At 71.9% G+C, this 25,758-nt stretch carries 18 protein-coding genes and 1 tRNA gene; 6 read left to right on the top strand and 13 right to left on the bottom strand.

Annotated features, from left to right (window positions below):
* The first annotated feature begins 3 nt into the window (after window positions 1–3).
* Window positions 4–1,671, top strand: coding sequence for a ribonuclease J (locus tag L7N97_RS04495; protein ID WP_237477158.1), 1,668 nt, complete (start codon window positions 4–6; stop codon window positions 1,669–1,671).
* Window positions 1,672–1,699: 28 nt separating this feature from the next.
* Window positions 1,700–1,936, top strand: coding sequence for a DUF1467 family protein (locus tag L7N97_RS04490; RefSeq protein WP_428980958.1), 237 nt, complete (start codon window positions 1,700–1,702; stop codon window positions 1,934–1,936).
* A gap of 42 nt (window positions 1,937–1,978) precedes the next feature.
* Here the strand turns inward: L7N97_RS04490 and L7N97_RS04485 are convergent, their stop codons facing one another.
* On the bottom strand, window positions 1,979–2,401 hold the full coding sequence (locus tag L7N97_RS04485; RefSeq protein ID WP_237477157.1) for a DUF4864 domain-containing protein: 423 nt from the start codon (window positions 2,399–2,401) through the stop codon (window positions 1,979–1,981).
* Window positions 2,402–2,566: 165 nt separating this feature from the next.
* On the opposite strand from L7N97_RS04485, the gene L7N97_RS04480 reads away from it, so the two are divergent.
* Window positions 2,567–2,642: transfer RNA gene (locus tag L7N97_RS04480), tRNA-Lys, on the top strand.
* 226 nt (window positions 2,643–2,868) lie between these two features.
* Here the strand turns inward: L7N97_RS04480 and L7N97_RS29645 are convergent.
* The 6 genes from L7N97_RS29645 to L7N97_RS04455 all read right to left on the bottom strand — a co-directional run bounded on the left by L7N97_RS29645 (window position 2,869) and on the right by L7N97_RS04455 (window position 9,677).
* A complete protein-coding gene (locus L7N97_RS29645) occupies window positions 2,869–3,000 on the bottom strand; it encodes a hypothetical protein (RefSeq protein ID WP_255721608.1) in 132 nt (43 codons plus the stop codon).
* The gene (locus L7N97_RS04475; RefSeq protein ID WP_237477156.1) at window positions 2,997–3,845 is read right to left on the bottom strand and encodes a hypothetical protein; all 849 of its coding nucleotides are present in this window, start codon (window positions 3,843–3,845) and stop codon (window positions 2,997–2,999) included. Before L7N97_RS04475 ends, L7N97_RS29645 begins: the two co-directional genes overlap by 4 nt.
* 186 nt (window positions 3,846–4,031) lie before the next feature.
* Window positions 4,032–4,783 (bottom strand): IS5 family transposase gene (locus tag L7N97_RS04470; RefSeq protein WP_237477155.1). Its coding sequence is split into 2 segments (ribosomal slippage): window positions 4,032–4,453 and window positions 4,453–4,783, totalling 753 coding nucleotides; the frame shifts between segments, so codons are not numbered across the junction.
* 172 nt (window positions 4,784–4,955) lie between these two features.
* Entirely contained in the window at window positions 4,956–6,029 is a 1,074-nt protein-coding gene (gene prfA / locus L7N97_RS04465; RefSeq protein WP_237477154.1) for a peptide chain release factor 1, read from the bottom strand.
* A gap of 14 nt (window positions 6,030–6,043) precedes the next feature.
* A complete protein-coding gene (ptsP, locus tag L7N97_RS04460; RefSeq protein WP_237477153.1) occupies window positions 6,044–8,305 on the bottom strand; it encodes a phosphoenolpyruvate--protein phosphotransferase in 2,262 nt (753 codons plus the stop codon).
* Between the two features lie 133 nt (window positions 8,306–8,438).
* Window positions 8,439–9,677 (bottom strand): aspartate kinase, encoded by a 1,239-nt coding sequence (locus L7N97_RS04455; RefSeq protein WP_237477152.1) that lies wholly within the window; start codon window positions 9,675–9,677, stop codon window positions 8,439–8,441.
* A 280-nt stretch (window positions 9,678–9,957) separates the two neighbouring features.
* On the opposite strand from L7N97_RS04455, the gene ubiG reads away from it, so the two are divergent.
* Complete coding sequence (gene ubiG / locus L7N97_RS04450; protein ID WP_237482038.1) at window positions 9,958–10,740, top strand: bifunctional 2-polyprenyl-6-hydroxyphenol methylase/3-demethylubiquinol 3-O-methyltransferase UbiG; 783 nt, start codon at window positions 9,958–9,960, stop codon at window positions 10,738–10,740.
* A gap of 13 nt (window positions 10,741–10,753) precedes the next feature.
* Here the strand turns inward: ubiG and L7N97_RS04445 are convergent, their stop codons facing one another.
* Window positions 10,754–11,947: a benzoate/H(+) symporter BenE family transporter gene (locus tag L7N97_RS04445; RefSeq protein WP_237477151.1), complete on the bottom strand. Its 1,194-nt coding sequence runs from the start codon at window positions 11,945–11,947 to the stop codon at window positions 10,754–10,756.
* A 211-nt stretch (window positions 11,948–12,158) separates the two neighbouring features.
* On the opposite strand from L7N97_RS04445, the gene L7N97_RS04440 reads away from it, so the two are divergent.
* Window positions 12,159–12,539 (top strand): hypothetical protein, encoded by a 381-nt coding sequence (locus L7N97_RS04440; protein WP_237477150.1) that lies wholly within the window; start codon window positions 12,159–12,161, stop codon window positions 12,537–12,539.
* Between the two features lie 4 nt (window positions 12,540–12,543).
* Here L7N97_RS04440 and L7N97_RS04435 read toward each other — a convergent pair whose 3' ends face one another.
* The 4 genes from L7N97_RS04435 to L7N97_RS04420 form a co-directional block, all read right to left on the bottom strand.
* Complete coding sequence (locus L7N97_RS04435) at window positions 12,544–13,551, bottom strand: hypothetical protein (RefSeq protein WP_237477149.1); 1,008 nt, start codon at window positions 13,549–13,551, stop codon at window positions 12,544–12,546.
* 51 nt (window positions 13,552–13,602) lie between these two features.
* On the bottom strand, window positions 13,603–15,438 hold the full coding sequence (locus tag L7N97_RS04430) for a thiamine pyrophosphate-binding protein (RefSeq protein WP_237477148.1): 1,836 nt from the start codon (window positions 15,436–15,438) through the stop codon (window positions 13,603–13,605).
* Entirely contained in the window at window positions 15,435–17,033 is a 1,599-nt protein-coding gene (locus L7N97_RS04425; RefSeq protein ID WP_237477147.1) for a flavin monoamine oxidase family protein, read from the bottom strand. Before L7N97_RS04425 ends, L7N97_RS04430 begins: the two co-directional genes overlap by 4 nt.
* A 192-nt stretch (window positions 17,034–17,225) precedes the next feature.
* A complete protein-coding gene (locus L7N97_RS04420; RefSeq protein ID WP_237477146.1) occupies window positions 17,226–18,800 on the bottom strand; it encodes a flavin monoamine oxidase family protein in 1,575 nt (524 codons plus the stop codon).
* 187 nt (window positions 18,801–18,987) lie between these two features.
* Here L7N97_RS04420 and L7N97_RS04415 point away from each other — a divergent pair, with 187 nt between their 5' ends.
* Complete coding sequence (locus L7N97_RS04415; RefSeq protein WP_237477145.1) at window positions 18,988–19,743, top strand: response regulator transcription factor; 756 nt, start codon at window positions 18,988–18,990, stop codon at window positions 19,741–19,743.
* A gap of 40 nt (window positions 19,744–19,783) precedes the next feature.
* Here L7N97_RS04415 and L7N97_RS04410 read toward each other — a convergent pair whose 3' ends face one another.
* Window positions 19,784–25,711 (bottom strand): ATP-binding protein, encoded by a 5,928-nt coding sequence (locus L7N97_RS04410; RefSeq protein ID WP_237477144.1) that lies wholly within the window; start codon window positions 25,709–25,711, stop codon window positions 19,784–19,786.
* Window positions 25,712–25,758: the final 47 nt, after the last annotated feature.

The following is a 25,758-nucleotide window of genomic DNA, read 5'->3' as shown; positions in this document are numbered from 1 at the left end:
AGGATGGACGGCGGCGAAGAACTGGTCTTCTGCGCGCTCGGGGGCCTCGGCGAGATCGGCATGAACGCCGCGCTCTACGGCTTCGGGGCGCCGGGGAAGCGTAAATACATCATGGTGGACCTGGGGCTCTCCTTCGCGGGCCCCGACCTGCCCGGCATCGACCTGCTGCTGCCGGACCTCAGCTTCGTGGAGTCGATCCGCAAGGACCTTCTGGGCCTCGTCATCACCCACGCGCACGAGGACCACATCGGCGCCGTGGCGGACCAGTGGCCCCGCCTCGGCTGCCGCGTCTTCGCGACGAAGTTCGCGGCGGGCCTGCTCAACGCCAAGCACGCCAGCGACATGAGCCTGTCGAAGCTCGAGGTCGAGACCGTGCAGATCGGCGGGCGCCTGAAGCTCGGCCCCTTCGAGGTCGAGTTCGTGCCGGTCGCGCATTCGATCCCCGAATCCTGCGCGCTTGCGATCCGCACGCCGCTCGGCACCGTTGTGCATTCGGGCGACTGGAAGATCGACCCGACGCCGACCATGGGTCCGCCGACCGACGCCGAGCGCCTGACCGCCATCGGCGACGAGGGCGTGCTGGCGCTGGTCTGCGACTCCACCAACATCCTGCGCGACGGCGAGAGCCCCTCCGAGAAGGAGGTGGCCGAGAACCTCCACCAGCTCATCGCCGACGCGCCGGGCCGCGTGGTCGTCACCACCTTCGCGTCCAACGTCAGCCGGCTCCGCGCCGTGGCGGATGCCGCGCAGGCGACGGGGCGCAGCGTCATCATCGGCGGCCGCGCCATGGAGCGCACGATCGGGGTCGCGCGCGAGTGCGGCTACCTCGACGGCGTGCCGCCCTTCTTCTCGACCGAGCGCTATTCCCAGCTCGACCGCAAGAACACCGTGCTGCTCGCCACCGGCAGCCAGGGCGAGCCCCGCGCCGCGCTGGCCCGCATGGCGCAGGACGACTACGGCGACGTGCGCCTGGCGCCGGGCGACCGCGTGATCTTCTCCTCGCGCACCATTCCGGGCAACGAGCGCGAGGTCGGCAAGATCATCAACGGCCTTGTCGCGCAGGGCGTCGAGGTCATCACCGACCGCACGCATCTCGTCCACGTGTCCGGCCACCCGCGCCGCACGGAGGTCGCGAAGTTCTACAGCTGGGTCCGGCCCAAGGTGGCGGTGCCGGCCCACGGCGAGCCGCTGCACCTCGCCGAGCACGCCGCCTTCGCCCGCTCGCTCGGCGTCCACGACGTCGTGACGGCGCGCAACGGCGACATGGTGCTGCTGGCGCCCGGCAAGCCCGCCATCGTGGACGAGGTGCGCCACGGGCAGCTCGCCAAGGACGGCCACGTGGTGGTGGCGGCCAACGACCCCGCCATCGCGGCGCGCACCAAGCTCGCCTTCGCGGGCGTGATCTCGATCGCGGTGTGCTTCAACAGCCGCGGCGAGGTGCAGGGCGACCCGGACGTGCTGATGAGCGGCCTGCCCCCGCGCACCCGCGACGGCAAAGGCATGGACGTCGTGGTCGACGAGGCGATCTTCAACACGATCGACAACCTCGGCCGCGGCAAGCGCCGCGACCCGGACGCCGCCGCCAACGCCATCGAGCGCTCGGTCCGGGGCGCGGTCGGCCATGCCTGGGGCAAGAAGCCCCTGGTCCACGTGCTGATCGTTGAGGCCTGACGATGGTCCGTCGGCGCGGGGCAGGGCGGTGACCCTCCCGATCCCCGTGCCGATGGCGGTGGCGATCTACTTCACCACGTGGTGGATCGTGCTCTTCGCGGTTCTGCCCTTCGGGGTGCGCTCGCAGGAGGAGTCGCGCGAGGTCGTGCCGGGCACCGACCCCGGCGCGCCGATGCTGCCGCGCCTCGCCGTGAAGGCGCTGTGGACCACCGGCCTGTCGGCCCTGGTGTTCGCGGCGATCCTGGCGATGTTCGCCTACCTGTGACCCCGGCTCATTCTGGCCCTCTGCGGGGGCCGCGGCGTCCCGTCAGGCTGTCGTCTCCTTGGACTTAACCAGCACGCAGCCCGAGATGGCCCAACGGCCGTCGACCTTCTCCAGCGAATAGACTGCGGTCCACACCACCCCGTCCGAGTCGACCACTGTGACGTGCTGCACCGCCCCGCCCTCGGCCGTGACGGTCGGCTCGAAATAGGTGGAGCGGGGATGGACCAGCGCGCCGTAGCTCTGCTTGACCATGCCGTAGAACGCCGAGGCGTCCGGGAACATCGACTTGATGCCGGGGGACGCGAAGCTCTCCGCCCGCGCCGCATCCCCCTCGCCGAAGGCGTCGATCTGCGCCGTGATGGTCGACTGGATGTCGGGATCCGCGCCGGCCTCCGCGGCGCGCGAGGAAGCGGTGGAGGCGAGCAGGGCGGCGGCGAGCAGGGCGGGGGCGAGACGGTGGCGCATGGCACACTCCGGGCTGACCCTACCGTTCTATGGCGCCGGCGCCGCGCGGCGAGGGGAATGACGCGGAGTTGAAGCGACGATCCGGTGCGGCGCCGCGGCGCGGGGCGCGCGGTGCGCCTTGACCTGCCGGAGCCGAGGCTTTACCCGATGTGTCCCGCCCCGCGGGAGCGCGTAGCTCAGTCGGTAGAGCGCCTGACTTTTAATCAGGATGTCCCGGGTTCGAGCCCCGGCGCGCTCACCACTTGTCGTCAACGGCGACAGTGGTTTAGCTCTCTTCGGGGTGGGGCGCTCAGCCATCTCCAGCCTCTCGGGTAACACTGCGGGTAACGACGGGCGAAAGTCGTCTCGGTGTGTGGTCGGTCACGGCATCGTGAACTCGCCCGCGAAGGGTGCGGACAGGTCGGGGTAACGGGGCAGGGTAACGACTGATACGGGCCCGTCCGCGATCGTGCGGACGGGCCGTGGCGTCACGGGATGCGGTGCTCTCGATCGAGCGCATTGAGCACGCGCCGGGCCTCGGCGTGTCGGCCGCGCGCCAGCAGCCGCAGGGCGCGCCGGAGGCGGTAGGCGTAGGCCAGGAGGACGAGGGCGCGGGTCATCCGGCCGTCACCCCGACCACCGGCACGCCGTTGCGGGTGACGAGCGGCTGCCACAGCACCATGCCGGGCCCGATCGGCGTCACGGCATCGGGGTCGCGGCGCATCGTCGACCCCGATCGCAGCACCCGCGCCTGCCTCGTCAGCGCGTGCAGCGCCGGTTTTCGCTCCCACGCGGCTTGGCACTGTGCCGCGGTCAGCACGAGGCCGGGTCCGTCGCACGGGTCCGCCTCCCGCTCGCCATCGTAGCCCTGGGCCCAATGGCGCTGGTCCCCGTCGCCGACCGGAGAGCCGAGGGAGTCCTCGGCCGGCTCCGCCTCAAGGTCCTCGCCGTCGCCGTCGTGCGGCTCATCGGTGATGCAGCCTTCGATGTCCTGCCGGCCGCCGTCCGCCCACCGGGCCTGGGTGTCCTGCCGATCGCGCGTGACATAATGCCGGCGCGAGTTGCCGGACCACGGCAGGGTCGGATGGCGCTCAGGGCTTGCGAGGGACGGCTCCGAGATGGCGTCGTCTTCGTCGTGCTCCGGCTCGGCCTCGGCGTCCATGGGCAGGCCGGGCGTGTGATAGCCGAGCCAGGGTTCGAGGTCTGGGTCGGCGTCGAGGGCGTCGAGCAGGTTTATGGCGTTATCGAGCGATTCCCCGATAATCGCCGTGTCCAGAGGCGAGAAGTCCGGCCCCACGAGCCTCTGCAGGCCGAGCGCGGGCAGCATCGCCGCGGCGTGGTCCGCAGCTTCCTCCAGCGCGCGGCGCAGAGACAGTTCACGGCCAAGGCGGGCCAGCGCACGGGCGGCCTCAGGCTCTACGTCCTCCGGCGGATCGACGTCGAGCCGATCGAAGCGCCCGAGCATGGCGTCGAGGTCGGCCCTGATCGTGACCAAGCCGCCAGCCGTTAATAAGGGCTCAGGCGGCAGTTCGGCGCGGGGCTCGGGCGCGGCGAAATCGGCAACCGTTGCCGATTTGACGAACCGGCCGCGGGCGTCGCGGGCCGGTAATAAGGGACGAGCGGGCGCGGTTGTGCTAGGGCGTTTTGACATTCAGCGCAGGGCGAGAACGATGCTTGCCGCGTAGATCATAGCGCTGAAGCTCGTGTCAGTCTTGTCGTAACGCGTGCCGATGCGGCGGAAGGCTTTCAGCGAACAGAAGAAGTTTTCGACGAGGTGCCGCCATTTGTAGGCGGCAAAATCGCAGGGGATGTGCCGCTTGCGATTGGCTTTGGGCGGGATCACCGCGGCAACGCCTCTGCCTTCAAGATTTTCCCGAAGCCAATCGACGTCGAAGGCCTTATCGGCCAGAAGCATCTTGAAGGGCACGTCGGCGATCAGATCCTTGACGCCCTTGACGTCGTGGCGGTGCCCCGGCAGCAGCACAAAGCGCACCAAATTGCCGAGCGCGTCCACCAGGGCGAGGATCTTGGTGGTCAAACCGCCGCGAGAACGGCCGATGGCCTGATCCTGAGTCCCCCTTTTGCGCCAGTGCCGTGCTGGTGGACCCTGATAATCGTGCCATCCACCATGGCGTATTCAAAATCAGGGTCGCCCGACAGAGCGGCGAAAACGCGGTCGAAGACCGCCTTCTTGGCCCACCGGCGGAAACGTTGGAAATTGGAGTTCCAGTTGCCGAACCGGTCCGGCAAGTCTCGCCATGGTCCGCCCGTCCGTGCGACGTGCAGGATAGCTTCCATGAACAGACGATTGTTGCTGGCCGATCGCCCCGGATCACCGACCTTGCCGGGAAGCAGAAGGGCAATACGCTCCCATTGCTCGTCCTTCAACACGTCGCGATCCATGCTGGAACCTCCCTTTTCCAGCCTTGAATCCCACTTTCGCCCGCTGGGAAACCCTAATGTCGCTGAATGTCAACGCGCCCTAGCTCGCCCCACCGCAGCATGCACCACCTATCATAGAGTGGCGCGACCGTGATGCGAAGGGATGCCGTCCGATCGACTCTGGATCGCGCCGCTATCCCTCCGCCGCGGCGAGCTGCGCCGCCTGATGCTCGGTCGTCAGCGCGTCGACCACCTCGTCGAGCGCTTCCCCGGCGATGACCTTGTCGAGCTTGTAGAGCGTCAGGTTGATGCGGTGGTCGGTGAGGCGCCCCTGCGGGAAGTTGTAGGTGCGGATGCGCTCCGAGCGGTCGCCCGAGCCCACCTGCGACTTGCGGTCGGCCGAGCGCTCGTCGTCGAGCTTCTGGCGCTGCAGATCGAACAGGCGGGAGCGCAGCACCGCGAAGGCCTTCTGCCGGTTGCGGTGCTGCGAGCGCTCCTCCTGCATGAAGACCACGATGCCGGTGGGGAGGTGGGTCAGGCGGATTGCCGATTCCGTCTTGTTGACGTGCTGGCCACCGGCGCCCTGCGCCCGCATCGTGTCGATCTTCACCTCGGCGTCCGGGATCGACACGTCGACCTCCTCGGCCTCGGGCAGCACCGCCACGGTCGCGGCCGAGGTGTGGATGCGCCCCTGCGTCTCGGTGTCGGGCACGCGCTGCACGCGGTGGACGCCGCTCTCGAACTTCAGCTTGGCGAAGACGCCCGCCCCCTGCACCTCGGCGACGATCTCCTTGAAGCCCCCCATCGTGCCCTCGCTGGCCGACAGGACCTCCACCTTCCAGCGGTGGAGGTCGGCGTAGCGCGAATACATGCGGAACAGGTCGCCGGCGAAGAGCGCCGCCTCGTCGCCGCCCGTGCCGGCGCGGATCTCCAGGATGGCGCTCTTGGCGTCGGCAGCGTCCTTGGGCAGCAGCGCCAGGCGGATCTCCCGCTCCAGCGCGTCGAGGGCCCCGGCGGCCTCGGCGCGCTCGGCCTCGGCGAGGGCCCGCATCTCGTCGTCGAGCGCCGGCTCGGCCAGCATGGACTCGACGCCGTCGAGCTCCGCCCGCTTGCCGCGGAAGGATCGGATCGCCTCGACCAGCCCCTCGCCCTCGCTGAGCTCGCGCGACAGCGCCACGAAGGTCGCCGCGTCGGGGCCCTCCGACAGGCGCGCCGACACCTCCTCGTGGCGGCGGAGGATCAGATCGAGCTTGGCGTGAGGGAGCATCGAGACCAGGGGTTTCAGAGCGGCAGGCTGTGGCGCTCCGCATAGGCGGTCAGGGCCGGCCGCAGCGAGGCCGCGCCGTCCCGCGACGCCAGGAGGTCCCCGACATAGGCGGAAGCGTCGGCGGCGTCGAGGCCGAGCAGCATCGCCTTCACGGGGCCGAGCGAGGAGGCCGACATGGACAGGTTGCGGTAGCCCAGCGCCACCAGCGCCAGGGCGCCGAGCGGCTTGCCGCCGAACTCGCCGCACAGCGTCACGGGGATGTTGTGGCGGCGGCCGGCCTCCGCCACGCTGCCGAGCGCGCGCAGCATGGAGGGCGAGAGCGCGTCGAAGCGCGTCGCCACCCGCTTGTTGTCGCGGTCCACGGCGAACAGGTACTGCATCAGGTCGTTCGAGCCGACCGACATGAAGTCGGCGCGGCTCGCCAGCTCGTCGAGCTCCCACAGGAGCGAGGGCACCTCCACCATGGCGCCGAGCTTCAGCTCGTAGGGCGGCTGGTAGCCGTGGCGGACCATGTGGTCGAGCTCGCGCGCCACCATGGCGCGGGCGGCGTCGAACTCCGCCGCGTTGGCGATCATCGGGAACATGATGCGCATGATGCGGCCGCCGCCGGCGCGCAGCAGCGCGCGCAGCTGCGAGCGCAGCAGCCCCGGCCGGTCGAGGCCGATGCGGATGGCGCGCCAGCCGAGCGCCGGGTTGGGCTCGTCGGGCCGCGCCATGTAGGGCAGGATCTTGTCGCCGCCGATGTCGAGCGTGCGGAACGTCACCGGCCGGCCGCCGACGGCGTCGAGCACCGAGCGGTAGAGCTCGGTCTGCTTCTCGATACGGGGGAAGCGCGACGCCACCATGAAGAGCAGCTCGGTGCGGAACAGCCCGATCGAGGCCGCGCCCGTCTCGGCCACGTGCGGCAGGTCGAGCAGCAGGCCGGCGTTCATGTGGAGGCCGATCTCGACCCCGTCGGCCGTGACGGCGGGCACGTCGCGCAGCCGACGGTACTGCTCCTGGCGGCGGGCGCCGAAGCGGGCCTTCTCGGCGTAGGAGGACTCGACGTCGGGCGCGGGCCTGACCTCGACGCGGCCGAGCGCGCCGTCGAGGATCAGGGCGTCGCCGGGCTCGACCAGGCTCGACACGTTGGCGACGTCGCCGACCACGGGCACGCCGATGGCGCGGGCCACGATGGCGACGTGGGACGAGGCGCCGCCGTCCTCCAGCACGAGGCCGCGCAGCTTCGCGCGGTCGTAGTCGAGCAGCGCGGCCGGGCCCATGGAGCGCGCCACCACCACGGCGTTCTCGGGCAGGGCGTGGAGCGGGGCCACGAGGCTGTCGCCGGTGAGCTGGTGCAGGAGGCGGTTCGCCAGCTCGTCGAGGTCGTGCAGGCGGTCGCGCAGGTAGGGGTCGGTCTGGCGCACCAGCTTGGCGCGGGTGTCGCTCTGCACGCGCTCGACGGCGGCCTCGGCGGTGAGGCCCGTCATCACGGCCTCGCGCAGGCGCCGCAGCCAGCCGCGGTCGTTGGCGAACATGCGGAACGTCTGCAGCACCTCGCGGTGCTCGCCCGGCCCCGCGACGTCGCCCTGCTCGACGAGCCGGTCGATCGACTCGCGCAGGGCCGCGATGGCGTCCTCCAGGCGGGCGATCTCGGCGTCGAGGTTCTCGGCCACGAGCTTGGTCACGACCACCCGCGGCTCGTGCAGCACGGCGTGGCCGAGCCCGACGCCCTCGACCACGGGCGTGCCCCTGAGCGACAGAGGCTGGCGCAGCACCGCGGGGCCGGGCAGCATGGCCTGGAGCTCGCCCGCGGCGATCATCTCCGCCATCAGCATGGCGGTGGTCTGGAGGGCCTCGACCTCCTCCTCGGAATATTGCCGGCGCGCCTTGTTCTGCACCACCAGCACGCCGAGCGTGTTGCCGCCCCGCAGGATCGGCACGCCGAGGAAGGACAGGTAGACCTCCTCCCCGGTCTCGGGCTTGTAGGAGAAGGCGGGGTGGTTCTGCGCGTCGGGCAGCGCCAGCGCCTCGGCCGAGGCCGCGATGAGGCCGACCAGCCCCTCGCCCTTGCGCATGGTGGTCTGGTGGACGGCTTCCCGGTTCAACCCCTCGGTGGCGTAGAGCTCGAGGCGGCCGTCGGCGTGGAGCACGTAGACCGAGCACACCTCGGCCACCATGTTGAAGGCGATCTGGACGACGATTTTATCGAGGCGCGCCTGGGCCGAGATCGGCTCCGCCATGACTTCGCGCAGCCGGCGCAGCAGCAGTCGCGGTCCGGCCAGAGCGCCACGCATCGCCCGCTTCCCTCACGCCTCACCGGGGCGGGACCTTCGGCGTCGCGCCGGCCGTCCCTCCCTCCGTCCTCGACCCTATAGCCGGAGCGCCGACGGATCGGCAAGCCGCCCGTCCACAACCCGGCGGCCGGGATCAGGCCTTGTCGAGCCCGTAGAGCGTGTGGAGTGTGCGCACCGCGAGCTCGGTGTAGGCCGAGTCGATCAGGACCGAGAACTTGATCTCGGAGGTTGTGATCGCCCGGATGTTGATGCCCTTCTCGCTGAGCGCCCGGAACGCGCGGGCCGCGACGCCGGCGTGCGAGCGCATGCCGATGCCGATGGCCGACACCTTCACGACGTCGTCCGTGCCCGACAGCGTCGCGTAGCCGATCTCGCCGCGCCGCTCGGCGAGCAGCGCTTTCGCGCGCTCGAAGTCGGCGCCCGGCACCGTGAAGGTCATGTCCGTGGTGGCGGCGTCGTCCGACACGACCTGGATGATCATGTCGACGTTGATGCCCGCCTCGGCCAGCGGCACGAAGATGGAGGCCGCGACGCCGGGCTTGTCGGCGATGCGGCGCAGCGTGATCTGCGCCTCGTCGCGGGCGAAGGCGATGCCGGTGACGACCTGTTGTTCCATGATGTCTTCCTCGGCGCAGATCAGCGTGCCGGGCTTGGGGTCGGAGGGATCGTCGAAGGACGAGCGGACGAAGACCTTGACGTTGTGGTTCATCGCCACTTCGACGGAGCGCACCTGGAGCACCTTCGCGCCGAGCGACGCCATCTCGAGCATCTCCTCGAAGGTGACGCGGTCGAGCCGGCGGGCCTTCGGCACCACGCGGGGGTCGGTGGTGTAGACGCCGTCGACGTCCGTGTAGATGTCGCAGCGGTCGGCGCCGAGCGCCGCCGCCACCGCCACGGCGCTGGTGTCGGAGCCGCCGCGGCCGAGCGTGGTGACGCGGTTCGTCGCCTCGTGCAGGCCCTGGAAGCCGGCGATGACGGCCACCTCGCGCCGCTCGGAGAAGCGGCGGACGATCTCGCCGCCGTCGATCGACTCGATGCGGGCGGCGCCGTGGGCGTCCGACGTCAGGATCGGGATCTGCCAGCCCTGCCAGGAGCGGGCCTGCACGCCCATCTCCTGCAGCACGATGGCCATGAGGCCGGCGGTGACGAGCTCGCCCGAGGCCACGATGGCGTCGTATTCGCGGGCGTCGTGCAGCGGCGCCGCCTCGGCGCACCAGCCGACGAGCTCGTTGGTCTTGCCCGACATGGCGGACACGATGACGGCGACCTCGTGGCCGGCGTCGACCTCGCGTTTGACGTGGCGGGCGCTGTTGCGGATCCGGTCGATGTTGGCGACGGAGGTGCCGCCGAATTTCAGGACGAGACGGCTCATCGGCTCTGGGCTCTGGCGCCTGTCATGCTGTCGCCGACATGCGCCAACTTCGGGAGGCGAGCCTGTCCGGAGGCCCGAGCCGGAGCTTCGCTCCGACGCCGGCCCGACAGGCTCGGTGGACCGGCCGGTCGCGCGCCGGGGCTCGCGACCGGGCTCGCCCCCGGGCCGGAGGGCGCGTATGGATGGCGGCAGCGGCCCGGCTTGTCAACGCGGGGCCGATCTCGCGCGTTGGCGGCTGCCGGGGAGCGCCCCGGCCGACCGCCCGGAGCCCTTCGACGCCATGCCCTTCGACGCCGTGCACCCAGACGCCCCGCCCGCCGACTACGGCCCGGCCACCCTGGTGGACGGCGCCGACGTCGCCAAATACGACGCGCTCGGCGACGGCTGGTGGGACCCCAAGGGCGCCATGGCGCCGCTGCACCGCCTGAACCCCACCCGCATCCGCTACCTGCGCGACGCGATGGTGCGCCACTTCGGTGTTCCGGCCGAGCGGCCTTTTCCGCTCGACGGGTTGACGATCCTCGACATCGGCTCGGGCGGCGGGCTCCTGTCGGAGCCGCTGGCGCGGCTCGGCGGGCGCGTCACCGGCATCGACCCGGCGCCCAACAACGTGCTGGCCGCGGCGCGCCACGCCGAAGCCGGCGGCGTGACCGTGGACTACCGCGCCACCACGGCCGAGACTCTGGCGGAGGCGGGCGAGCGGTTCGACGTCGTGCTGGCGCTGGAGGTGGTCGAGCACGTGCCCGAGCCCGACGCCTTCGTGGCGACGGCCTGCTCGCTGGTGCGGCCGGGCGGGCTCTTCGTGCTGTCGACGCTGAACCGCACCGCGAAAAGCTTCGCGCTCGCGATCGTGGGGGCCGAATACGTGCTGGGCTGGCTGCCGCGCGGCACCCACAAGTGGAGCCAGTTCCGCACGCCGGAGGAGATCGCCACGCCGGTGCGGATGGCGGGGCTGCGCATCGTCGACCGCGCCGGCATGGTGTTCGACCCCCTGCGAGACGCCTGGGGCCTGTCGCGCGACACGGACGTCAACTACCTGCTGACGGCGAAGCGGCCCGACTGACCGGCCGGCGGCGTCACCGCCACCGCTCCAGCGCCAGCAGCGCTCCCCCGGCCAGCAGCGCCCAGAACGGCGCGCCGATGCCGAAGGCCGCGACGCCCGAGGCCGCGACCGCGAAGGTGACCACGGCGGGCAGCCGCTCGCGCTCGTCGGCGAGCGCCGCCGTGAGGGCGCCGCCCAGGCTTCCGAGCAGGGCCAGGCCGGCCACGGCCTCGATCAGCAGCGGCGGGGCCGCGGTCACCAGCGCGGTCGCGGCGCCGGTGCAGAGCGCCACCACGACGTATCCGGCGCCGTAGACCACGGTGGAATACCAGCGCTTGGACGGATCGGGGTGCGATTCAGGCCCGGCGCACAGCGCCGCCGTGATGGCGGCGAGGTTGACCGGCACACCGCCGAACAGGGCGGAGACGCCCGAGCCGAGGCCCGTGGCGACGAAGATGGGCCCGGTGGGCGGCCGGTAGCCGTTGGAGGACAGCACGGCCAGGCCCGGCACGTTCTGCGACGCCATCGTCACGATGAACAGCGGCAGGCCGAGCGACCCCAGCGTGGCCGGCACGAAGGCGGGCACCGCGAAGCTCAGCGCCGGCGGCCCCAGCGCGGACAGGCCCGCCGGGAACTTGGCGACCGACAGGATGGCCGCGGCCGCCACCGCGAAGGCGAGCGGCACGGCGTAGGGCCGCGCGAAGCGCCACGCGAGAGCCCAGGCGAGCACCACGGGCGCGGCCAGCGCCGGCATCTCGGCCACGGCGCGCACGGGCGCGAGGCACAGCGTGAACAGGATGCCGGCCAGCATGGCGCTGGCGAGGCTGCGCGGGATCGCGCCAACGAGGCGGCCGAAGGCCGGCCACAGGCCCGCCACCACGATCAGCGCCCCGGCGAACAGGAAGGCCCCGACCGCCGCGGGATAGCCGCCGGTCGGCAGGCCGGTCGCGATCAGCAGCGCCGCGCCGGGCGTCGACCACGCGATGGCGATCGGCTCGCGCCGCCAGAAGGCGAAGCCGAAGGCGATCACGCCGATGGCGAGGCACACGACGAGCAGGCCCGACGCGGCCTGGGCCGGCGTCGCGCCGACGCGGGCGAGCCCGGCCAGGATCAGGGTAAAGCTCGACGCGAAGCCCACCACGACGCCGAGGAGGCCCGAGGTCGCGGGCTGGAGCCAGGAGCCGCCGGGCGGCGAGAGGGGGGCGGCGCCGGTCGCGGCCGATGACATGAGGGCTCCCGCTCGTGTTGCTCCCCGGTGTCGTGACCGCAACGGCGCTTCCGCGCAAGGTCCGGCCGCCGTCCCGCGGGTCGCCGATGCCGGGAAGCGACGCAGCCATCGGCACCGTGGCCCCGCCGGAGGCGTTGTCGACGGGCCGTGCGGCGCGGGATGGCGGCCGCCTCCGGGCCCGTCCGGGAGGCGCCGGGGAGAAGGAGCGCCGATGGACGATCTCGCGACCGTGCCTCTGTCCGACGTCGCCCACGTCCGCGCCGTGCTGATCGCCTCGGCGCGCGGAGGGCGGGCGATGACCTATTCCGAGCTGCTCGACGCGCTCGGACACCGCTTCAGCCGCCCCAAGATGCGGGCCGTCTGCAAGACCCTGGACGCCGTCGACGATGCCGCCCGGGCCCGAGGGGAGCCGGAGCTGGCCGTGCTCGTCGTGCGCAAGGCCGACGGCCTGCCGGGCCAGGGATGGTGGGTCGGGGGGCGCCCGGAACGGCTGGGCTATGCCGGGCCCTGGTCGGGTCCCGCCGCCGAGGCCTTCGTCGCGGAACGGCAGAGGCTCGCCTTCGACCACTGGGCCCGGCGCCCGGCCGCGTGACGGCTCACGACGGCAGAGGATCTCGCGCGAGCAGCACGGCCGACGCCTGCTGCTGCATGCCGAGCGTGAGGAGGACCAGGCGGGACGTCTCGATCTCCCCGTACCGCGAGGCGAGCGTCACCGGCACCGAGGCGATCGTCATGTTGGCGTAGCTCTCGATCGTGGTCAGGAACTGCCCGGGCCCGACCGCGGACAGCCAAGCGTCCGTCAGCACCGAACTCGCCTGGTGGGCGATGAGGCAGATCTCCGCGGCGGACAGCGCGTTGCGCGCGAGCAGTTCGGCGATGAGCCGCGGCGGGACGCCGACCCCGAAGGTTTGAAAGGCCTTCTGGGCCTCCTCGCCGTAGTACATGAGGGGCGTCGTGTAGAGCGTCGGGTCGTAGGGCGCCGCCGGTTCGGCGATCCCCGTGGCCCGCGCCGCCATGCGCATCGCACCCACGAAGCTCGTGTCGGTCTCCACGGCGCTGTCCACGACGCGGAAGCACGAGGGGTCGTCCGTCAGCGACACCACGGCGGCACCGGCGCCGTCCGCCGCGCCGATGCAGGTCGCCTCGTGATAGCTGACGTGGCGCGACCAGTCGCAGCCGCAGACCACGAGCGCGTTGCGCAGCCCCGGGCGCGAGCGCAGCATGGCGTCCGCGACGACGAGCGCGTCGTTGAAGACGGTGTGCTCGGTCTCGAGCGGGATGATCTGGCAGCCGCGCGGGAGGCCGACGTCCCGGTGCACCTCGGCGAGGACGTTGGGCGAGGTCAGCGGGCCCACCGACCCCAGCCCGAGGATCAGGCCGACCTCGTCGGCGGCGACCCCGGCGTCCGCCAGGGCGGCGAGGGCCGCCCGGCTCATCAGGGCCGACAGCGCCTTCCCCTCCGCGAGGATGCGCCGGTCCCGGAACCCCTTGAAGCTGTCGGCATAGGCCGGGTGGTTCTGCTTGATCCAGGCGAAGACGGGGTCGTCGTTGGTGCGCAGCTTGCCCGGGACGCTGAATCCCAGGCCGGTGATCGCGGGTCCCATCGTCGCTGTCTCCACCCCGTCCGACACGCTCGTCCGCCCGTCGCGGCGATATCAGGTCGGCACGGGCACGTAGTACGGGGGCACCTCGGACCGGTCGATCTCGAGCGCGATCACCTGCGGCCGCCTCGACTGATCCGAACGCTTGATCGCCTTGTGCAGCGCGTCCCTCAGGCCGGACGCGCTGTTGACGCGGTAGCTGTCGGCGCCGAGCCCCGCCGCGACCGCGGCGATGTCGGGCCGGCCGAGGCCGTAATAGTCGGTCCACGACGGCTGCTTGGGCTCGGGGAAGAAGTGGGCGTTGCCCTGGCTGACCATGGCGAGATCGTTGTTGTCGAGCACGATCCAGATCGCCCCGATCCCGTAGCGCGCCGCGGTGGATACCTCGGTCCCGTGCATCAGGAAGGCCCCGTCGCCCACGATGGCGAGGCAGACGCGGTCGGGCGCGCCGAACTTGCCGCCGATGACGCCGCACACGCCGAAGCCGAGCGGGCCCATGTCGAGCGACAGGTGCATCTGCGTCGGCGGGTCGAAGGCGAGGTCGTTGAGCGACCACCCCACGCAGTTGGCGCAGTCCACGAAGACGTGGCTGCCGCTCGGGAGGAGCTCGTTGACCACCCGCATCGCCGCCTGGGGCAGCACCGGGACGGCGTCGGAGTCCCGCTTCGCCGGATCGTCCCACTCGGGGACGCGCCGTTTGAGGTGGGCGACGGCGGCGCGCCGCTCCGCCACCGCCTCGGCGTCGGGCGTCCGCCCCTCGGCCGCCTCGAACAGGTCGTCGAAGAACTGCGCGGCGTCGGCCACGATGCCGAGGTCGACCGGGAAGTTCCGGCCCACGACCGCGACGTCGGCGTCGACCTGCATGAAGGGGCCCTTCGGGACCAGCAGCGTATCCCACATGTTGGTGGCGAGTTCGCCGAGCGAGGAGCCGACGACCAGCAGCGCGTCGTAGGCCGGGCCGCCCTGGGACGCCTTCATGTAGTTCGTCGGCCAGGGGCAGCCCGCCATGCCGTAGTTGCGGAGCGCCATGGCGTGGCCTTCGGGGAACAGGGCCTTGCCGTCCGGCGTGGTCATGACCGGGATGGCGAAGGTGTCGACGAGCCCCTGCAGGCGGCCGAGCCTCTCCCCCCGCAGGGCGAAGCGGTTGCCGTTGCCCAGCATGATCAGGGGCCGCTTCGCCCGCAGCAGCAGGTCGAGCGCCTCCGCGGTCTTCGGGCGGTCGCCGTAGCGGGGCTTGGACCGGTACCGCTCGGGGCTGGCCGGCATCACGATCGGGTCCGTGGGCGTCATGTTGGAGACGTCCACCGGCAGCGAGATGTGGGTGGCCTGGAAGGGCGTCGACAGCGACACCCTCAGGGTTTCCGTGAACAGGGTGGCGAAGCTGTCGGGCGAGGCCACCAGCGCCGAATAGCGGACGGCGTTCTTGTAGATCGCGTTGACGTCGAGGTCGCCGTCCGCGCCCGCCTGCAGGTAGCCCTTGCCGAAATACCGTTCCGCGACCTCCCCCGTGATCGTCAGCACGGCGGAACGGTCCGCCTGCGCGTTCATGGCGCCCGTGAGGGCGTTGAGCGCTCCCGGCCCCGTGGTCACGAGGACCACGCCGAGCCGGCCGGTGACGCGATGGAAGCCGTCTGCCATGTATGCGGCGCCGGTCTCCTGCTTGCAGATGACGTAGCTGAACTCCGCCTCGCGCAGCCTCAGCGCGTTGAGGAGGTTCGCGACGCCCCCGCCCGGTATCCCGAACAGGTGCGTGACGCCTTCGAGGGCGAGGTAGTCGAGCAGGATGTCGGAGACCGTGGGCCCCGCGGCGCGCGCGGCCGCCTTCGACGGGTCCGCCACCTTGGACGGATGCGCCGATTCCGGCACGGCCGGGACGGACGCCGCACTCACGACGCCCACGCCATCGGCTGGAGCAACGGTGCGAGGCCGAAATGCTGCGTCAGCATCGTCTCGGCGGTCTGCAGGGCGCCCTCGACCCAGCCCTGGTGGGTCGAATAGGCTTCGCCGCAGATGAAGACCGCCTCGCCGTCGACCGGGCGGATGATCCGGCGCATCACGTCGCCGGCGTTCACGCCGATCTTCCAGGAATGCCAGCCGCCGCCGAAGGGGTCGTCGCCCCAGTCGCGGAAGGCGGCGTCGTAGGCGCGGGGCAGGTCGTCGAGGCCGTGGGCCGCGGCGACCTGCCGGTGCACGTCGTCGACCATCAGCGTGCTGACCGCGTGGGCCTCGGCGTGCGGCGCGCGATGGTGCGGCGCGAAGTCGTTGGGCAGGCCGAGGAAGCGCGGCCCGCTGGCCCGGACGCCGTCCCAGTAGCGGGCCGACGGGCCGTCCGCGTAGGAGGCGACGAGCAGGGCGTTCCGGTTGCGCGGATCGGCCCCCGGCTGGTCGCCCTCGGTCGCGAGGTAGCGCATCCGCCGCAGGGGCAGATCCGTCACGAGGTCGCCCGAGGTCGGGCCGAACCTGTTCCACCAGGGCTCGGGATAGGCGAGGGCGAGCCTGTGCACCGCGTGACCCTCGACGCTGTCGATCAGCTCGCCGACGCCGGCTCCGCTCAGGAAGGAGGCCGTCCCCTGCCCGGCCGGCGCCCGCTCGGCCAGGCGCTGCAACGAGCGCTTGGGCATGGCCAGGATCAGGTTCCGGGCCGTGACCTCGCGATCCTGGCCGGTGTCGGCGTTCCGGAACGTCAGGGTGTAGCAATCGTCGGGCCCGCGGCGGAAGGCCGTCAGCTCCTGCTTCAGGTGGACCCGTCCGCCCTTCTCGACCAAGCGGTCCCACAGCGCGAGCGGGATCGCGTCGCAGCCGTCCCTCAGGTGGGACGCGGAGGCGGCGCTCGGCGTCCTCGACCGCTCGGCCATGAACCGGCAGGCGGCCTCGGCGGCGTTCCAGTTCGCCGACAGGGCGTCGAAGCCGCCCCCGGCGAGGACGAGGTTGAAGGCCTCGATGCTGAGCGCGCTGCCGAGCACCTGCCAGATGCCGTGCTGGCGCAGCGGGTAGCCGTTCAGCGTGGCGGCCTCGCAGGCGGCGCGGAGGGCCTGCGGGGTCAGAACGGAGGCGCCCGGGACGACGGCCTCGATGGCGCGGACGACGAGCTGCGACGGGGACAGCCCTTCTTCGTCGTCGCGCAGGTCGTAGGGGACCAGCGACGGGTCGGCGTAGTCGCGCGCCGCGAAGTGCCGCCCCCGGAGGTAGACGTGGTCGTCCTGGCCGCCCGCCGGGCCGTCGACGGTCGGCAGCGCCAGCATGTCGACCAGCCTGCGGACGATCGGCTGCGTTTTCAGGATGCGCATCTCGCCGAGCTCGGCCGGCACGTGCGGCATCCCCGCCATCCGGATCGCTTCGAGGCGGCCGCCGACCCTGTCGCTCATCTCGAAGACGTGGACGCCCTGCCCCCCACCGGGCAGCGCCGAGGCGAGCCGCCACGCGGAATACAGGCCGGACATGCCGGCGCCGACGATGGCACATTCGACGACGGTGTCCTCACTCATCGCCGCCTCCCAAAGCATGTCCATGACGGCCCCCGTCCTCCAACCCAATCGTAGTTCGCGGTCAGGTGAGTTCGCCCGACCGCGTGTGAGCCGGGAGGGTTCGGACAGCCGTTCCACGCGGATCGATCGCCCCCACCTCCCGCGCCGCCAGCCGCGTCCCGCCGCCGGACCCGTCCCGACCGCTGGTCAGCGCTACTCCTTGACGATCTGGTCGACCGCCTGCAGCGACGAGATGAGCGCGCCCTGGATCCAGGCCTGATCGAGGGAGCAGTGTTCGCCCGCGAAGAACAGGCATCCCTCCGGCTTGCCGGCGGCGGCCCAGAGGCTTCCGAGCTGGCCGGGCCGAAGGAACGCGAAGGCTCCGACCGACCACTTGTTCGTGGCCCAACAGATCGACGCGTGGCCGGTGTAGCCGGCGTCGTCCATGACCTCCGGGTGAAAGCGGGAGATGCCGAGCCGCACCGCGTGGGCGCGGCGCTCGGGCGACAGGGCCCCGAGCCGGAGGGCGTCGGCGCCCCAGCAATAGGCCCCGAGGAGCGCACCCGGGCGGGACGGGTCGGCCCCGTCGTGCGGCGCGACGGGCTTCGGCGTGGGCGCGCGGCCGTGGACGCTGACGGGCGCCCCATCCTCCACGCGGTCGGGCGAACCGATGTGATCCATCGGATAGTAGGTCTGGCGCTGGATGCCGTCCGACACCGAGGATCCGCCGTAGATGCCGTAGTGTGCTTCCCAGAATCGGTGCTTGAAGCCGAGGATGACCTTCGTGGAGGCCGCGTAGGTCATCTCGCCGATGGCGTAGGTCTTCTCGTAGCTCAGTCCTTCGAGCGCGAGCTGGCGCATGACGCCGAACGGCAGGGTGCAGAGCACGAAATCCGCGACCTCCCGCCGGTGTCCCTGCGGGGTCTGGAGGTCAACTTCGACGCGCTCGCCGGGCCTGACGGCGATCCTCGTGACCTCGGCGCGGTGCTCCACGGTGCCGGGCGCCAGCAGCTTGCCCGCGATGGCGTGCGGAAGCTGGTCCATGCCGCCGAGCAGGGTCTGCAGGCCGTTGCCCGTCTCGACGATCTGGTCCCGGATGAACATCGTGACGGCCTTGTCGAACCAGACCGCGAGGCTCGTGTAGGCGCCGACCAGCCGCTTGACCTCGGACGGCACCATCCCGTCCAGGAAGGCGCCGAGCGACAGGCCGTCCAGCGCGCGCAGGCGGTCCGTCGTCAGCTCCCCCTTGAACAGGCTGTCCTGCTCGAACTTCGTGAGGGTCGCGATGACGTTGCCGAGCAGCCAGGCGAAGATGGCGCCGCCGTTCGGCTGCGGATAGGCGGTCGCGGGCACCGTCGGCGATCCCGGCAGGCCGTAGAGCGGGTAGATGGCCTCCTGCCCGTGGTCCGCGCGCACAACCCGGCCGTGCAGGTCGAGGAAGTTCTCGGGGACGCTGTTGACGAACGGGATCAGCTTGTCGTCCAGCGACGCCGCGGCGATGTAGTGCCGGGTGTAGTCGTGCGACGCGGGCACGCGCATGGCGCCCAGTTCATTGTAGCTGCCGTCCTCGAAGCGGTGCGTGAGGATGCGGCCGCCGATGCGGTCGCTGCCTTCGACGATCCTGACGGTGTGGCCCAGGGCCTGCAATTCGCGGGCTGCGACGAGGCCCGCCATGCCGGCGCCGAGGACGAGGACGTGCTTGCGGGGTCTGCCCTCGTCGTCCCGCCTGATCCGGGCCAGCATGTCCGCGACGGGCACGTGGGGATAGGTCGAGGCCAAGTCGAGCATGGAAGACTCGCGAGCTTCGACGGACAGGCGGGATGAACCGTCAAAAAGCAGTGGCCGGAGCGGCTCCGCACAGGCTAAGTAGCATGTGACGTCCGACCATCCGTGAACCGGATGCAAACCGATGTGAACCGCTGTCATCATCATGGATGAGCATATGGTCGACCGGCCGGCCGGGACTTATCAACTTGTGAGCGAGTTCGCGGCACCGACCATTCGGCTGAAGAAGATCTCGAGCCGCCCGCGCCTGATGGTGGTCGAAGACGACGACGTCACGCGCGCCATGATCGGGACCTACATGTCCGATCAATCGTTCGAGGTGTCGGAGGCCGAGACCGGGGAGGCCGCCCTCCGCCTGCTCAAGCGGTGGCCCGCGGACGTCGTCTTCATCGACATCCAGCTGCCCGACTGCGACGGCCTGGACCTCGCGCGCACCATCCGGGCGTCGAGCGCCGTCGGCATCATCTTCGTCACGCAGAACAGCAGCGAGACGGACCGCATCATGGCCCTGGAGCTGGCGGGGGACGATTACGTGTCGAAGCCCGTCAACCTGCGCGAGCTGCTCGCGCGGACGCGCGCCCTGCTCCGCCGCCGGCAGATGGATCGCAGGGCCGCGCGGGACGATTCCGTCGTGACCTTCGGGAATTGGCTCATCGACAACACCCGCCGCGAACTGACCACGCTCGAGGGCGAACCGATCCGGCTCACGCGGGGCGAGTTCGACCTGATCGCGGCCCTGGTCCAGGCCGACGGGCGCCCGCTCAGCCGGGACTACCTCGTGGAGGTGGTGAGCAACCGCGAGACCGAGGTGGGCGAGCGCACGGTGGACGCCCTCGTGGCCCGGCTGCGCCGCAAGCTGAAGAGCGCGCCGGGACCGGAAGCGCCGATCGTGACGGTGAACGGGTTCGGGTACCGGCTCGGCCTCGCCATCGACCGCGACCGCTGAGGGAGACCGAGGCGCAGAGGCGCCGCCCGGCGCGGAAGCGTCATCCTTCGCGCGCCTTGAGGGCCCGCACGGCGCGGAGGGCGGCCACGACGGCGCGCCGCCGCGCCGGCCGCAGCGCCGCGACGGCCGCGTCCAGGGCCGCATCGTCGGCCGGGGCCGCGGTCTCCAACACCCTGGCCCGCTCCTCCATCTCGCGCAGGTCGAGCGAGCCCGACGCCCCGCGCAGCCTGTGGGCGAGCTTCGACAGGGCCGAGCGATCGCGCCCCGCCGCGGCGAGGCGGATCGCCTCGACGGTCTGGCGCGACCGACGGTCGTAGAGGCGGATGAGCCGCGCGGTCTGCGGGATGCCCAGCAGCGCGCAGCGGTCGGCGAAGGGCGCGGCGTCGACGTCCGGCAGCGGCGGCGCAGGGGGATGCGCGGCCCCTCCTGCCCGCGGCAGGGCCGCGAGCGCCGCCGCGAGCGCATCGAAGCGCAGCGGTTTGTGGAGCACGCCGTCGAAGCCTGCGTCGATGCTCCTCTGCCGGACCGCCTCGGTGGCGTCGGCCGTCAGCAGCACCATCGACGGGCAGGGCCGGGCGCCGAGGGCGCGCCGGATGCGCTGCGCCGTCTCGATGCCGTCGACCTCCGGCATGTGGAGGTCCAGGGCGACCGCGTCGAAGGTTTCCGTCCGGACCGCCGCGACGGCGGCGGACCAGCCGTCTGCGCAGGTCACCGCGTGGCCGAGCCGCCGCAGCAGGCCCGACGCGACCTCGCGGTTGATCTCGTCGTCGTCGACGACGAGGACGGTGAGGGGCCGCCCGGCCTCGATCGCGGGGGCCGGCTCCGGGCCGCGATGCGCGAGGGCCACGGGCACCCGGACCTCGAAGGTGCTGCCGAGGCCCGGCCGGCTCTCGACCGCGATGGTGCCGCCCGACAGGGCGAGGATCTGGCGGGCGATGGCGAGGCCGAGGCCCGTGCCGCCGTAGCGCCTCGCCACCGAAGCGTCGGCCTGCACGAACTCCTCGAAGATGCGCTCCCGCATGGCCTCGGCGATGCCGATGCCCGTGTCCTCGACCCTGAGGAAGAGCGAGACGTCCGTTCCCTCCCCCTGGAGATCCAGCGTCACCGCCACGCGTCCCTGGTCGGTGAACTTCACGGCATTGCCGACGAGGTTCGCGACGACCCGGCCGATGCCCTGCGCGTCGCCGCGCAGCAGGACGTCGGCCGGCGCATCGCGGCTCACGGCGAGGTCGAGGCCTTTGGCTTCGGCCGAGGGTCGGAAGATCTCGACCGAGCCTTCGATGAGTCCGTCGAGGTCGAAGGTCTCGTCGACCGCCTCGACGGTGCCGAGTTCGAGCTTGCAGTGGTCGAGGATGCCGTCGATGAGCTTCACGAGCGCGAAGCCGGACCGCTGGGCGAGGTCGACCTGGCGGTGCTCCCGCGGCTCGAGGCGCGACCTGTCGAGCAGTTGCAGCATGCCGAGGATGCCGTTCATCGGCGTCCTGATCTCGTGGCTGACGACACTGAGGAGGCGCGACTTGGCGTCGTTGGCGCGCCTTTCCGCGTCCCGCGCGCGGTCGGCCTCGTCCGCCTTCTCCAGGGCGAGGCCGTGGGCGTTGGCGAGTTCGGCCGTGCGTGCGGCGATCTTGTGTTCGAGGTCGCGGTTGGCGTCCGACAGGTCGGCGCGCGCGCGGTCCAGGAGGCCGAACAGGCGCGCGTTGTTGAGCGCGATGGCGGCCTGGGCGGCGAGCATCTGGATGGCCTGGGCCGAGCGGGGATCGAAGGCCGCGACGGTGAGGTTGTTCTCGACGTAGACGAAGCCGTCGAGCTTGCCGTGCACGACCAGGGGGGCGCAGAGCACCGACACGACCGCGTTGTCGCGGATGTGCGGGTCACGGGCGAACTCGGACGATCCGGCATTCTTCAGGACCAGGGTCGCGCGGTCGCGCTCGACGCGGGCGATCACGCTGCGCGGCACGAGCCGGCTCCGGTCGAGCGGCTGGGCCGCCGCGTCGGACACCGACACGCCCTCGCCGTGCCTCAGCACGATCTCGACGAAGGGCTGGCCGTCCTGGTTCAGGACGAGGGCGCCGTAGGTGGCGCCAGACACCTCCTGGACGCTGGTCATCAGCTTCTGGAGGAGCCGGTCGATGTCGATCTCGGCCGAGATCGCCCGCGCGGCGTCGAGGACGGCCGTGAACTCCAGGGCCGGGCGGCCGAGGTCCAACCCGGCCCGACCCGCCGGCGGCCCGTCCCGCATGGGGGCGAACTCGGCGATCAGCGCCGCCGTCTTGGCGTCGGCGCCCCATCCGGCATAGGACCGGAGCGCCTCGGCCAGGTGGGCGTGCCCCGCCACCGCGTCGCCAAGGCCGAGGAAGAACCGTCCCGCCCTCTCGCTCGCCAGGGCGGCGAAGTGCGGGAAGTTGCGCGCCCGGGCGTCCCCGACGGCCCGGGCGTAGTGGCCGATGGCGTCCCCCAGCCGGCCCTCGCGAGCGGCGATTTCGGCCGCCACCAGGGCGTGCCGGCAGGCGAAGTTGCTCGGGTTGCGCCGGGCCCAGCCTTCGAGGCGGGCGAGGTCGCCGTCGAAGGACTCGGGACGCCGCCCGGCCGCAAGCGCGGTCAGGAGGGCGAAGGTCACGATGTCGGCCTCGACGAAGTTGCCGGCGACCGCCGGCATCAATGCGGTCAGTGCGGCCGCCAGCGCGGCCGCGTCGTCGAGCGCGCCGAAGAGGTAGGCGAGCTGGAGGTGGCGGGCGAGGAAGAAGCCGCGCTCCCCGTGGTCGAGGTTTCCCGCCTCGCGGAGCACGTCGTCGAGCGTCGTCGGGCCCTCCTTGCGCAGGCGGGTCGGCGAAGCCGTCATGCCGAGCAGCGCTTCCGCGAAGGCGACTTCGAGCCGGCAGTGGAACAGGGAAACGCGGGTGCGCCCCGCGATCAGGTGGTCGTGGTCGCGGCCGGCCCGGACGACCTCCCGGAGCGGGGCGCCGACGCCGGCGAGGTGGATCACGTAGGCGGCCGCGTGGAACGAGCCGAACTGGTGGTCGCCCATGGCGAAGCCGGCCTGCATGCCGTCGAGGTTCGACGGCAGCGACATCTCCAGGGGATGCCGCCAGTGGCTGAAGAAGTAGGTGTAGATGAAGCTCACGCTGGCGGGGGTGCGGCCCCCCTCCCGACCGTCGAGGTCCATCGCGGCCTGCGCGAAGCTTTCGGCGAGCCCGGCCTCCTCGGGATGCCGGGCGAGGGCGAGGGCCAGCGTCATGAGGATCCCGGACGCGAAGCCGTCCCGGCCATGGACGAGCATGAGGTTGACGTTGCGCAGGGCCATGAGCGCGAACAGCTCCGGCTTCATGGTCTCGTTCGCGTTCGGCGCCAACCGGAACAGGATCTGCATGGCGATCGCGACGCAGGGGTCGCCGAGCGCCGGAAGGGCGACGAGGTCGCCGGGCGGCCGGCCCGCCATGGCGCGCCGGAAGGCGATGAACTCGTCGCTGAGCGCCGCGGCCTGCGCCTGCGGGTCGGCCGGGAGGTCGATGCCGACGATCCTGAGGGCGTCGAGGCCCACCTCCAGCGCTTCCAGGCAGCGCGAGCGGGCGTGGAGCGACACCACCCGGACGAGGGCCAGGCGGAGCCTGTGCTCGTCGGTGCGCAGGCGGGCGCCGGCTACGTCGCATTCGCGGTCGAAGTCGCGGTGGTCCCGGTCCTGGCCGGACGCGATGCTGTCGGCCCTCAGGATCACGGCCAGCGCCATCGTGTCGTAGTGGCTCGCCCACCGGCCCGCGTCGGCCAGCACCGTTTCGGCGTAGGACCGCGCCAGATCGAAGGCCGCGGCCCCGTGGGCGCGCTGCGCGGCGAGAAACGCGACCTCGATGTAGCGCTCTTCGAGCCCCGGCACCGCCGACAGGTCGCCCGCCGCCCGGAGGTGGCGGGCGATCGCGAAGGCGGCGCCGGCCAGCCCGCCGTCCGCGTGCTCGGCCAGAAGGGCCTGCCCGATGCGGCGGTGGACCGCGTCGCGGTCGGCGACCGATCGGTACGCCGCCTCCCGCACGCGGTCGTGCGCGAACAGGAAGCCGCCGTGGAACCGCAGGAAGAAGCCCTGGACGACCAGCGCGGCCAGGCGATCGGTCAGCACGAGGTCGGGCACGTCGATCAGGGCTCGCAGGCCCGCCTGGTGGAACGACATGCCGAAGCAGGACGCGGTGGCCAGGATGGCGCGCGACAGGTCGTCGAGCGAGCTGATGCGGGCGGACAGAAAGGCGACCACGTCCTCGGCGCCGGGGACGGCCGCGACCGCGGCGAAGTCCCAGACCCCGGACGGATCGAGCACGAGATCCTCGTCGAGGCCCTGGAGGAATTGGCACACGAACAGCGGGCTGCCGAGCGTCTTGGCGTAGACCACCGCCGCGGCCTCGACCAGGAAGCGGCGCGGCCCGAAGACCCCGAGCATGAGGTCCTCGACGTCGCTCCGGTTGAGCGGGATCAGGTCCAGCCGGACCGGCGGCTCGTCCCGCACCGCCAGCGCCGCGACGGCGCCGTCCAGCCCCGCCGCCTCGTCCCGCCCCGTCCTGCTGGTCCCGACGAGGACGACGCTTCCGGCCAGAGAGGCGGAGATCTTGCCGAGGATGTCGAGCGACGCGCTGTCGGCCCATTGGAGGTCGTCGAGGAAGAGCACGACCGGGCGCTCCGGGGAGGCCACGGCGTCGAGCAGGCCGAGGAAACATTGCGCGAGCCGGTCGCGGGCCCCGGTGCCGACCAGCGGCTCGTCGGGGACGGCCGCCCCCACCAGCGCCCTCAGGCTGGGGAGCAGGGCGGCGAGGGCCCCGAGGTTGCCGCGCAGCTTGGAGCTGATCTCACGGGCGACCCGTTCCGCGGTCTCCTCGCGCCCGCGCATCAGGCCGCCGATGAGGTCCTCGAAGCACCGGACGAGGCCGAGATAGGGCGAGCTCGCGCCGAACTGCTCGAACTTGCCCAGCCCGGTCAGGCCACCCGCGGCCACGACCCCGTGGGCGAAGCGCCGGCAGAGGACGGATTTCCCCGCCCCCGCGGCACCGGCGACGATCACGGTCTGTGGCCGGCCCGCCTTGGCGGCCGCCAGCGCTTTGTCGAGCCGGACGTGCTGCGTGTCCCGCCCGTACAGGAAGTCGCCGTGCGCCAGGGCCGCCTGCAGGGGCCGAAGGCGAAGGGGGAACGCGGCGATCTCCGGGCCGGCCTCGAGGGCCTGCAGGCAGATGTCCAGGTCGACGATCAGGTTGAGGGCGCGCTGATACCGTTCGTCGGGCTGCTTCTTCAGGTTCGCCATGACGATGGCGGAGACGACCGACGGCAGGTCCGCGACCTCGTGCGGCGGAGGCGGCCATTTCGCGAGGTGGGCGTGGGCCAGGGCGACCGGGTCCTCGACCTCGAACGGGGGGCGTCCCGTGAACAGGTGATAGAGGACGCTGCCCAGGGCGTAGAGGTCGGTCCGGTGGTCGACGGGCTGGGCCGAGCGTCCCGCCATCTCCGGCGTCTGCGCGAGCGGAGCCGGGATCCGAGCCGCCGCGGAAAGGTCGAGGCTTTCGCCCGGCGCGAGCTTGACCGCGTCGTCGAAGGCGACGATCGCGACCTTCGCCGTCGCGGGATCGACCAGGATCGTGTCGACCGACACGTTGCCATGGAGCACGTGGCAGGCGTGGACCGCCGCCAGTTCGCGCGTGATCGCGCGAGCGATGCCGATGGTGGCGGCGAGGTCGACCGTCGGCCGGCCCGCGATATAGGCGCGCAGCGAAGCCCCGCCCTGCGCCTCCACCATCCTGAGGGGGCTCTCGACCGCGGTGGACGGCAGGACGATCGAGGTCCGGTCTCCGTCTGCCGCGTCCGCTCCGAGCCGCAGCCAAGGCCGTCCCAGGTCGGCGAGCCGCGCGCCCGCCTCGGCACGCAGGCAGACCCTCCTCCGGCGCTCGTCCTTGGCGGTCCAGGAGGCGGTCGCGGTGTGGTTGCGCGTGAGCCGCCCGGTCATGGACGACGTTTTCCGGTTCCGGGTGCCGGGGGGCAGGCGCGCGGCGT

It is taken from the genome of Lichenibacterium dinghuense (assembly GCF_021730615.1).
GTDB classification, from domain to species: Bacteria; Pseudomonadota; Alphaproteobacteria; order Rhizobiales; family Beijerinckiaceae; genus Lichenihabitans; species Lichenihabitans dinghuensis.
Note: the sequence above shows the minus strand (reverse complement) of the source record. Positions and strands in the feature narration are given on the sequence as shown.

What these genes read in the sequence shown, in the direction of transcription:
- L7N97_RS04410 (WP_237477144.1), bottom strand. Translation starts at nt 25,711, where the DNA reads ATGACCGGGCGGCTCACGCGCAACCACACCGCGACCGCCTCCTGGACC.
- L7N97_RS04485 (WP_237477157.1), bottom strand. Translation starts at nt 2,401, where the DNA reads ATGCGCCACCGTCTCGCCCCCGCCCTGCTCGCCGCCGCCCTGCTCGCC.
- L7N97_RS04455 (WP_237477152.1), bottom strand. Translation starts at nt 9,677, where the DNA reads ATGAGCCGTCTCGTCCTGAAATTCGGCGGCACCTCCGTCGCCAACATC.
- L7N97_RS29645 (WP_255721608.1), bottom strand. Translation starts at nt 3,000, where the DNA reads ATGACCCGCGCCCTCGTCCTCCTGGCCTACGCCTACCGCCTCCGGCGC.
- L7N97_RS04425 (WP_237477147.1), bottom strand. Translation starts at nt 17,033, where the DNA reads ATGAGTGAGGACACCGTCGTCGAATGTGCCATCGTCGGCGCCGGCATG.
- L7N97_RS04475 (WP_237477156.1), bottom strand. Translation starts at nt 3,845, where the DNA reads ATGCTCGGGCGCTTCGATCGGCTCGACGTCGATCCGCCGGAGGACGTA.
- ptsP (WP_237477153.1), bottom strand. Translation starts at nt 8,305, where the DNA reads ATGCGTGGCGCTCTGGCCGGACCGCGACTGCTGCTGCGCCGGCTGCGC.
- L7N97_RS04440 (WP_237477150.1), top strand. Translation starts at nt 12,159, where the DNA reads ATGGACGATCTCGCGACCGTGCCTCTGTCCGACGTCGCCCACGTCCGC.
- L7N97_RS04420 (WP_237477146.1), bottom strand. Translation starts at nt 18,800, where the DNA reads ATGCTCGACTTGGCCTCGACCTATCCCCACGTGCCCGTCGCGGACATG.
- L7N97_RS04435 (WP_237477149.1), bottom strand. Translation starts at nt 13,551, where the DNA reads ATGGGACCCGCGATCACCGGCCTGGGATTCAGCGTCCCGGGCAAGCTG.
- ubiG (WP_237482038.1), top strand. Translation starts at nt 9,958, where the DNA reads ATGCCCTTCGACGCCGTGCACCCAGACGCCCCGCCCGCCGACTACGGC.
- L7N97_RS04445 (WP_237477151.1), bottom strand. Translation starts at nt 11,947, where the DNA reads ATGTCATCGGCCGCGACCGGCGCCGCCCCCCTCTCGCCGCCCGGCGGC.
- prfA (WP_237477154.1), bottom strand. Translation starts at nt 6,029, where the DNA reads ATGCTCCCTCACGCCAAGCTCGATCTGATCCTCCGCCGCCACGAGGAG.
- L7N97_RS04495 (WP_237477158.1), top strand. Translation starts at nt 4, where the DNA reads ATGGACGGCGGCGAAGAACTGGTCTTCTGCGCGCTCGGGGGCCTCGGC.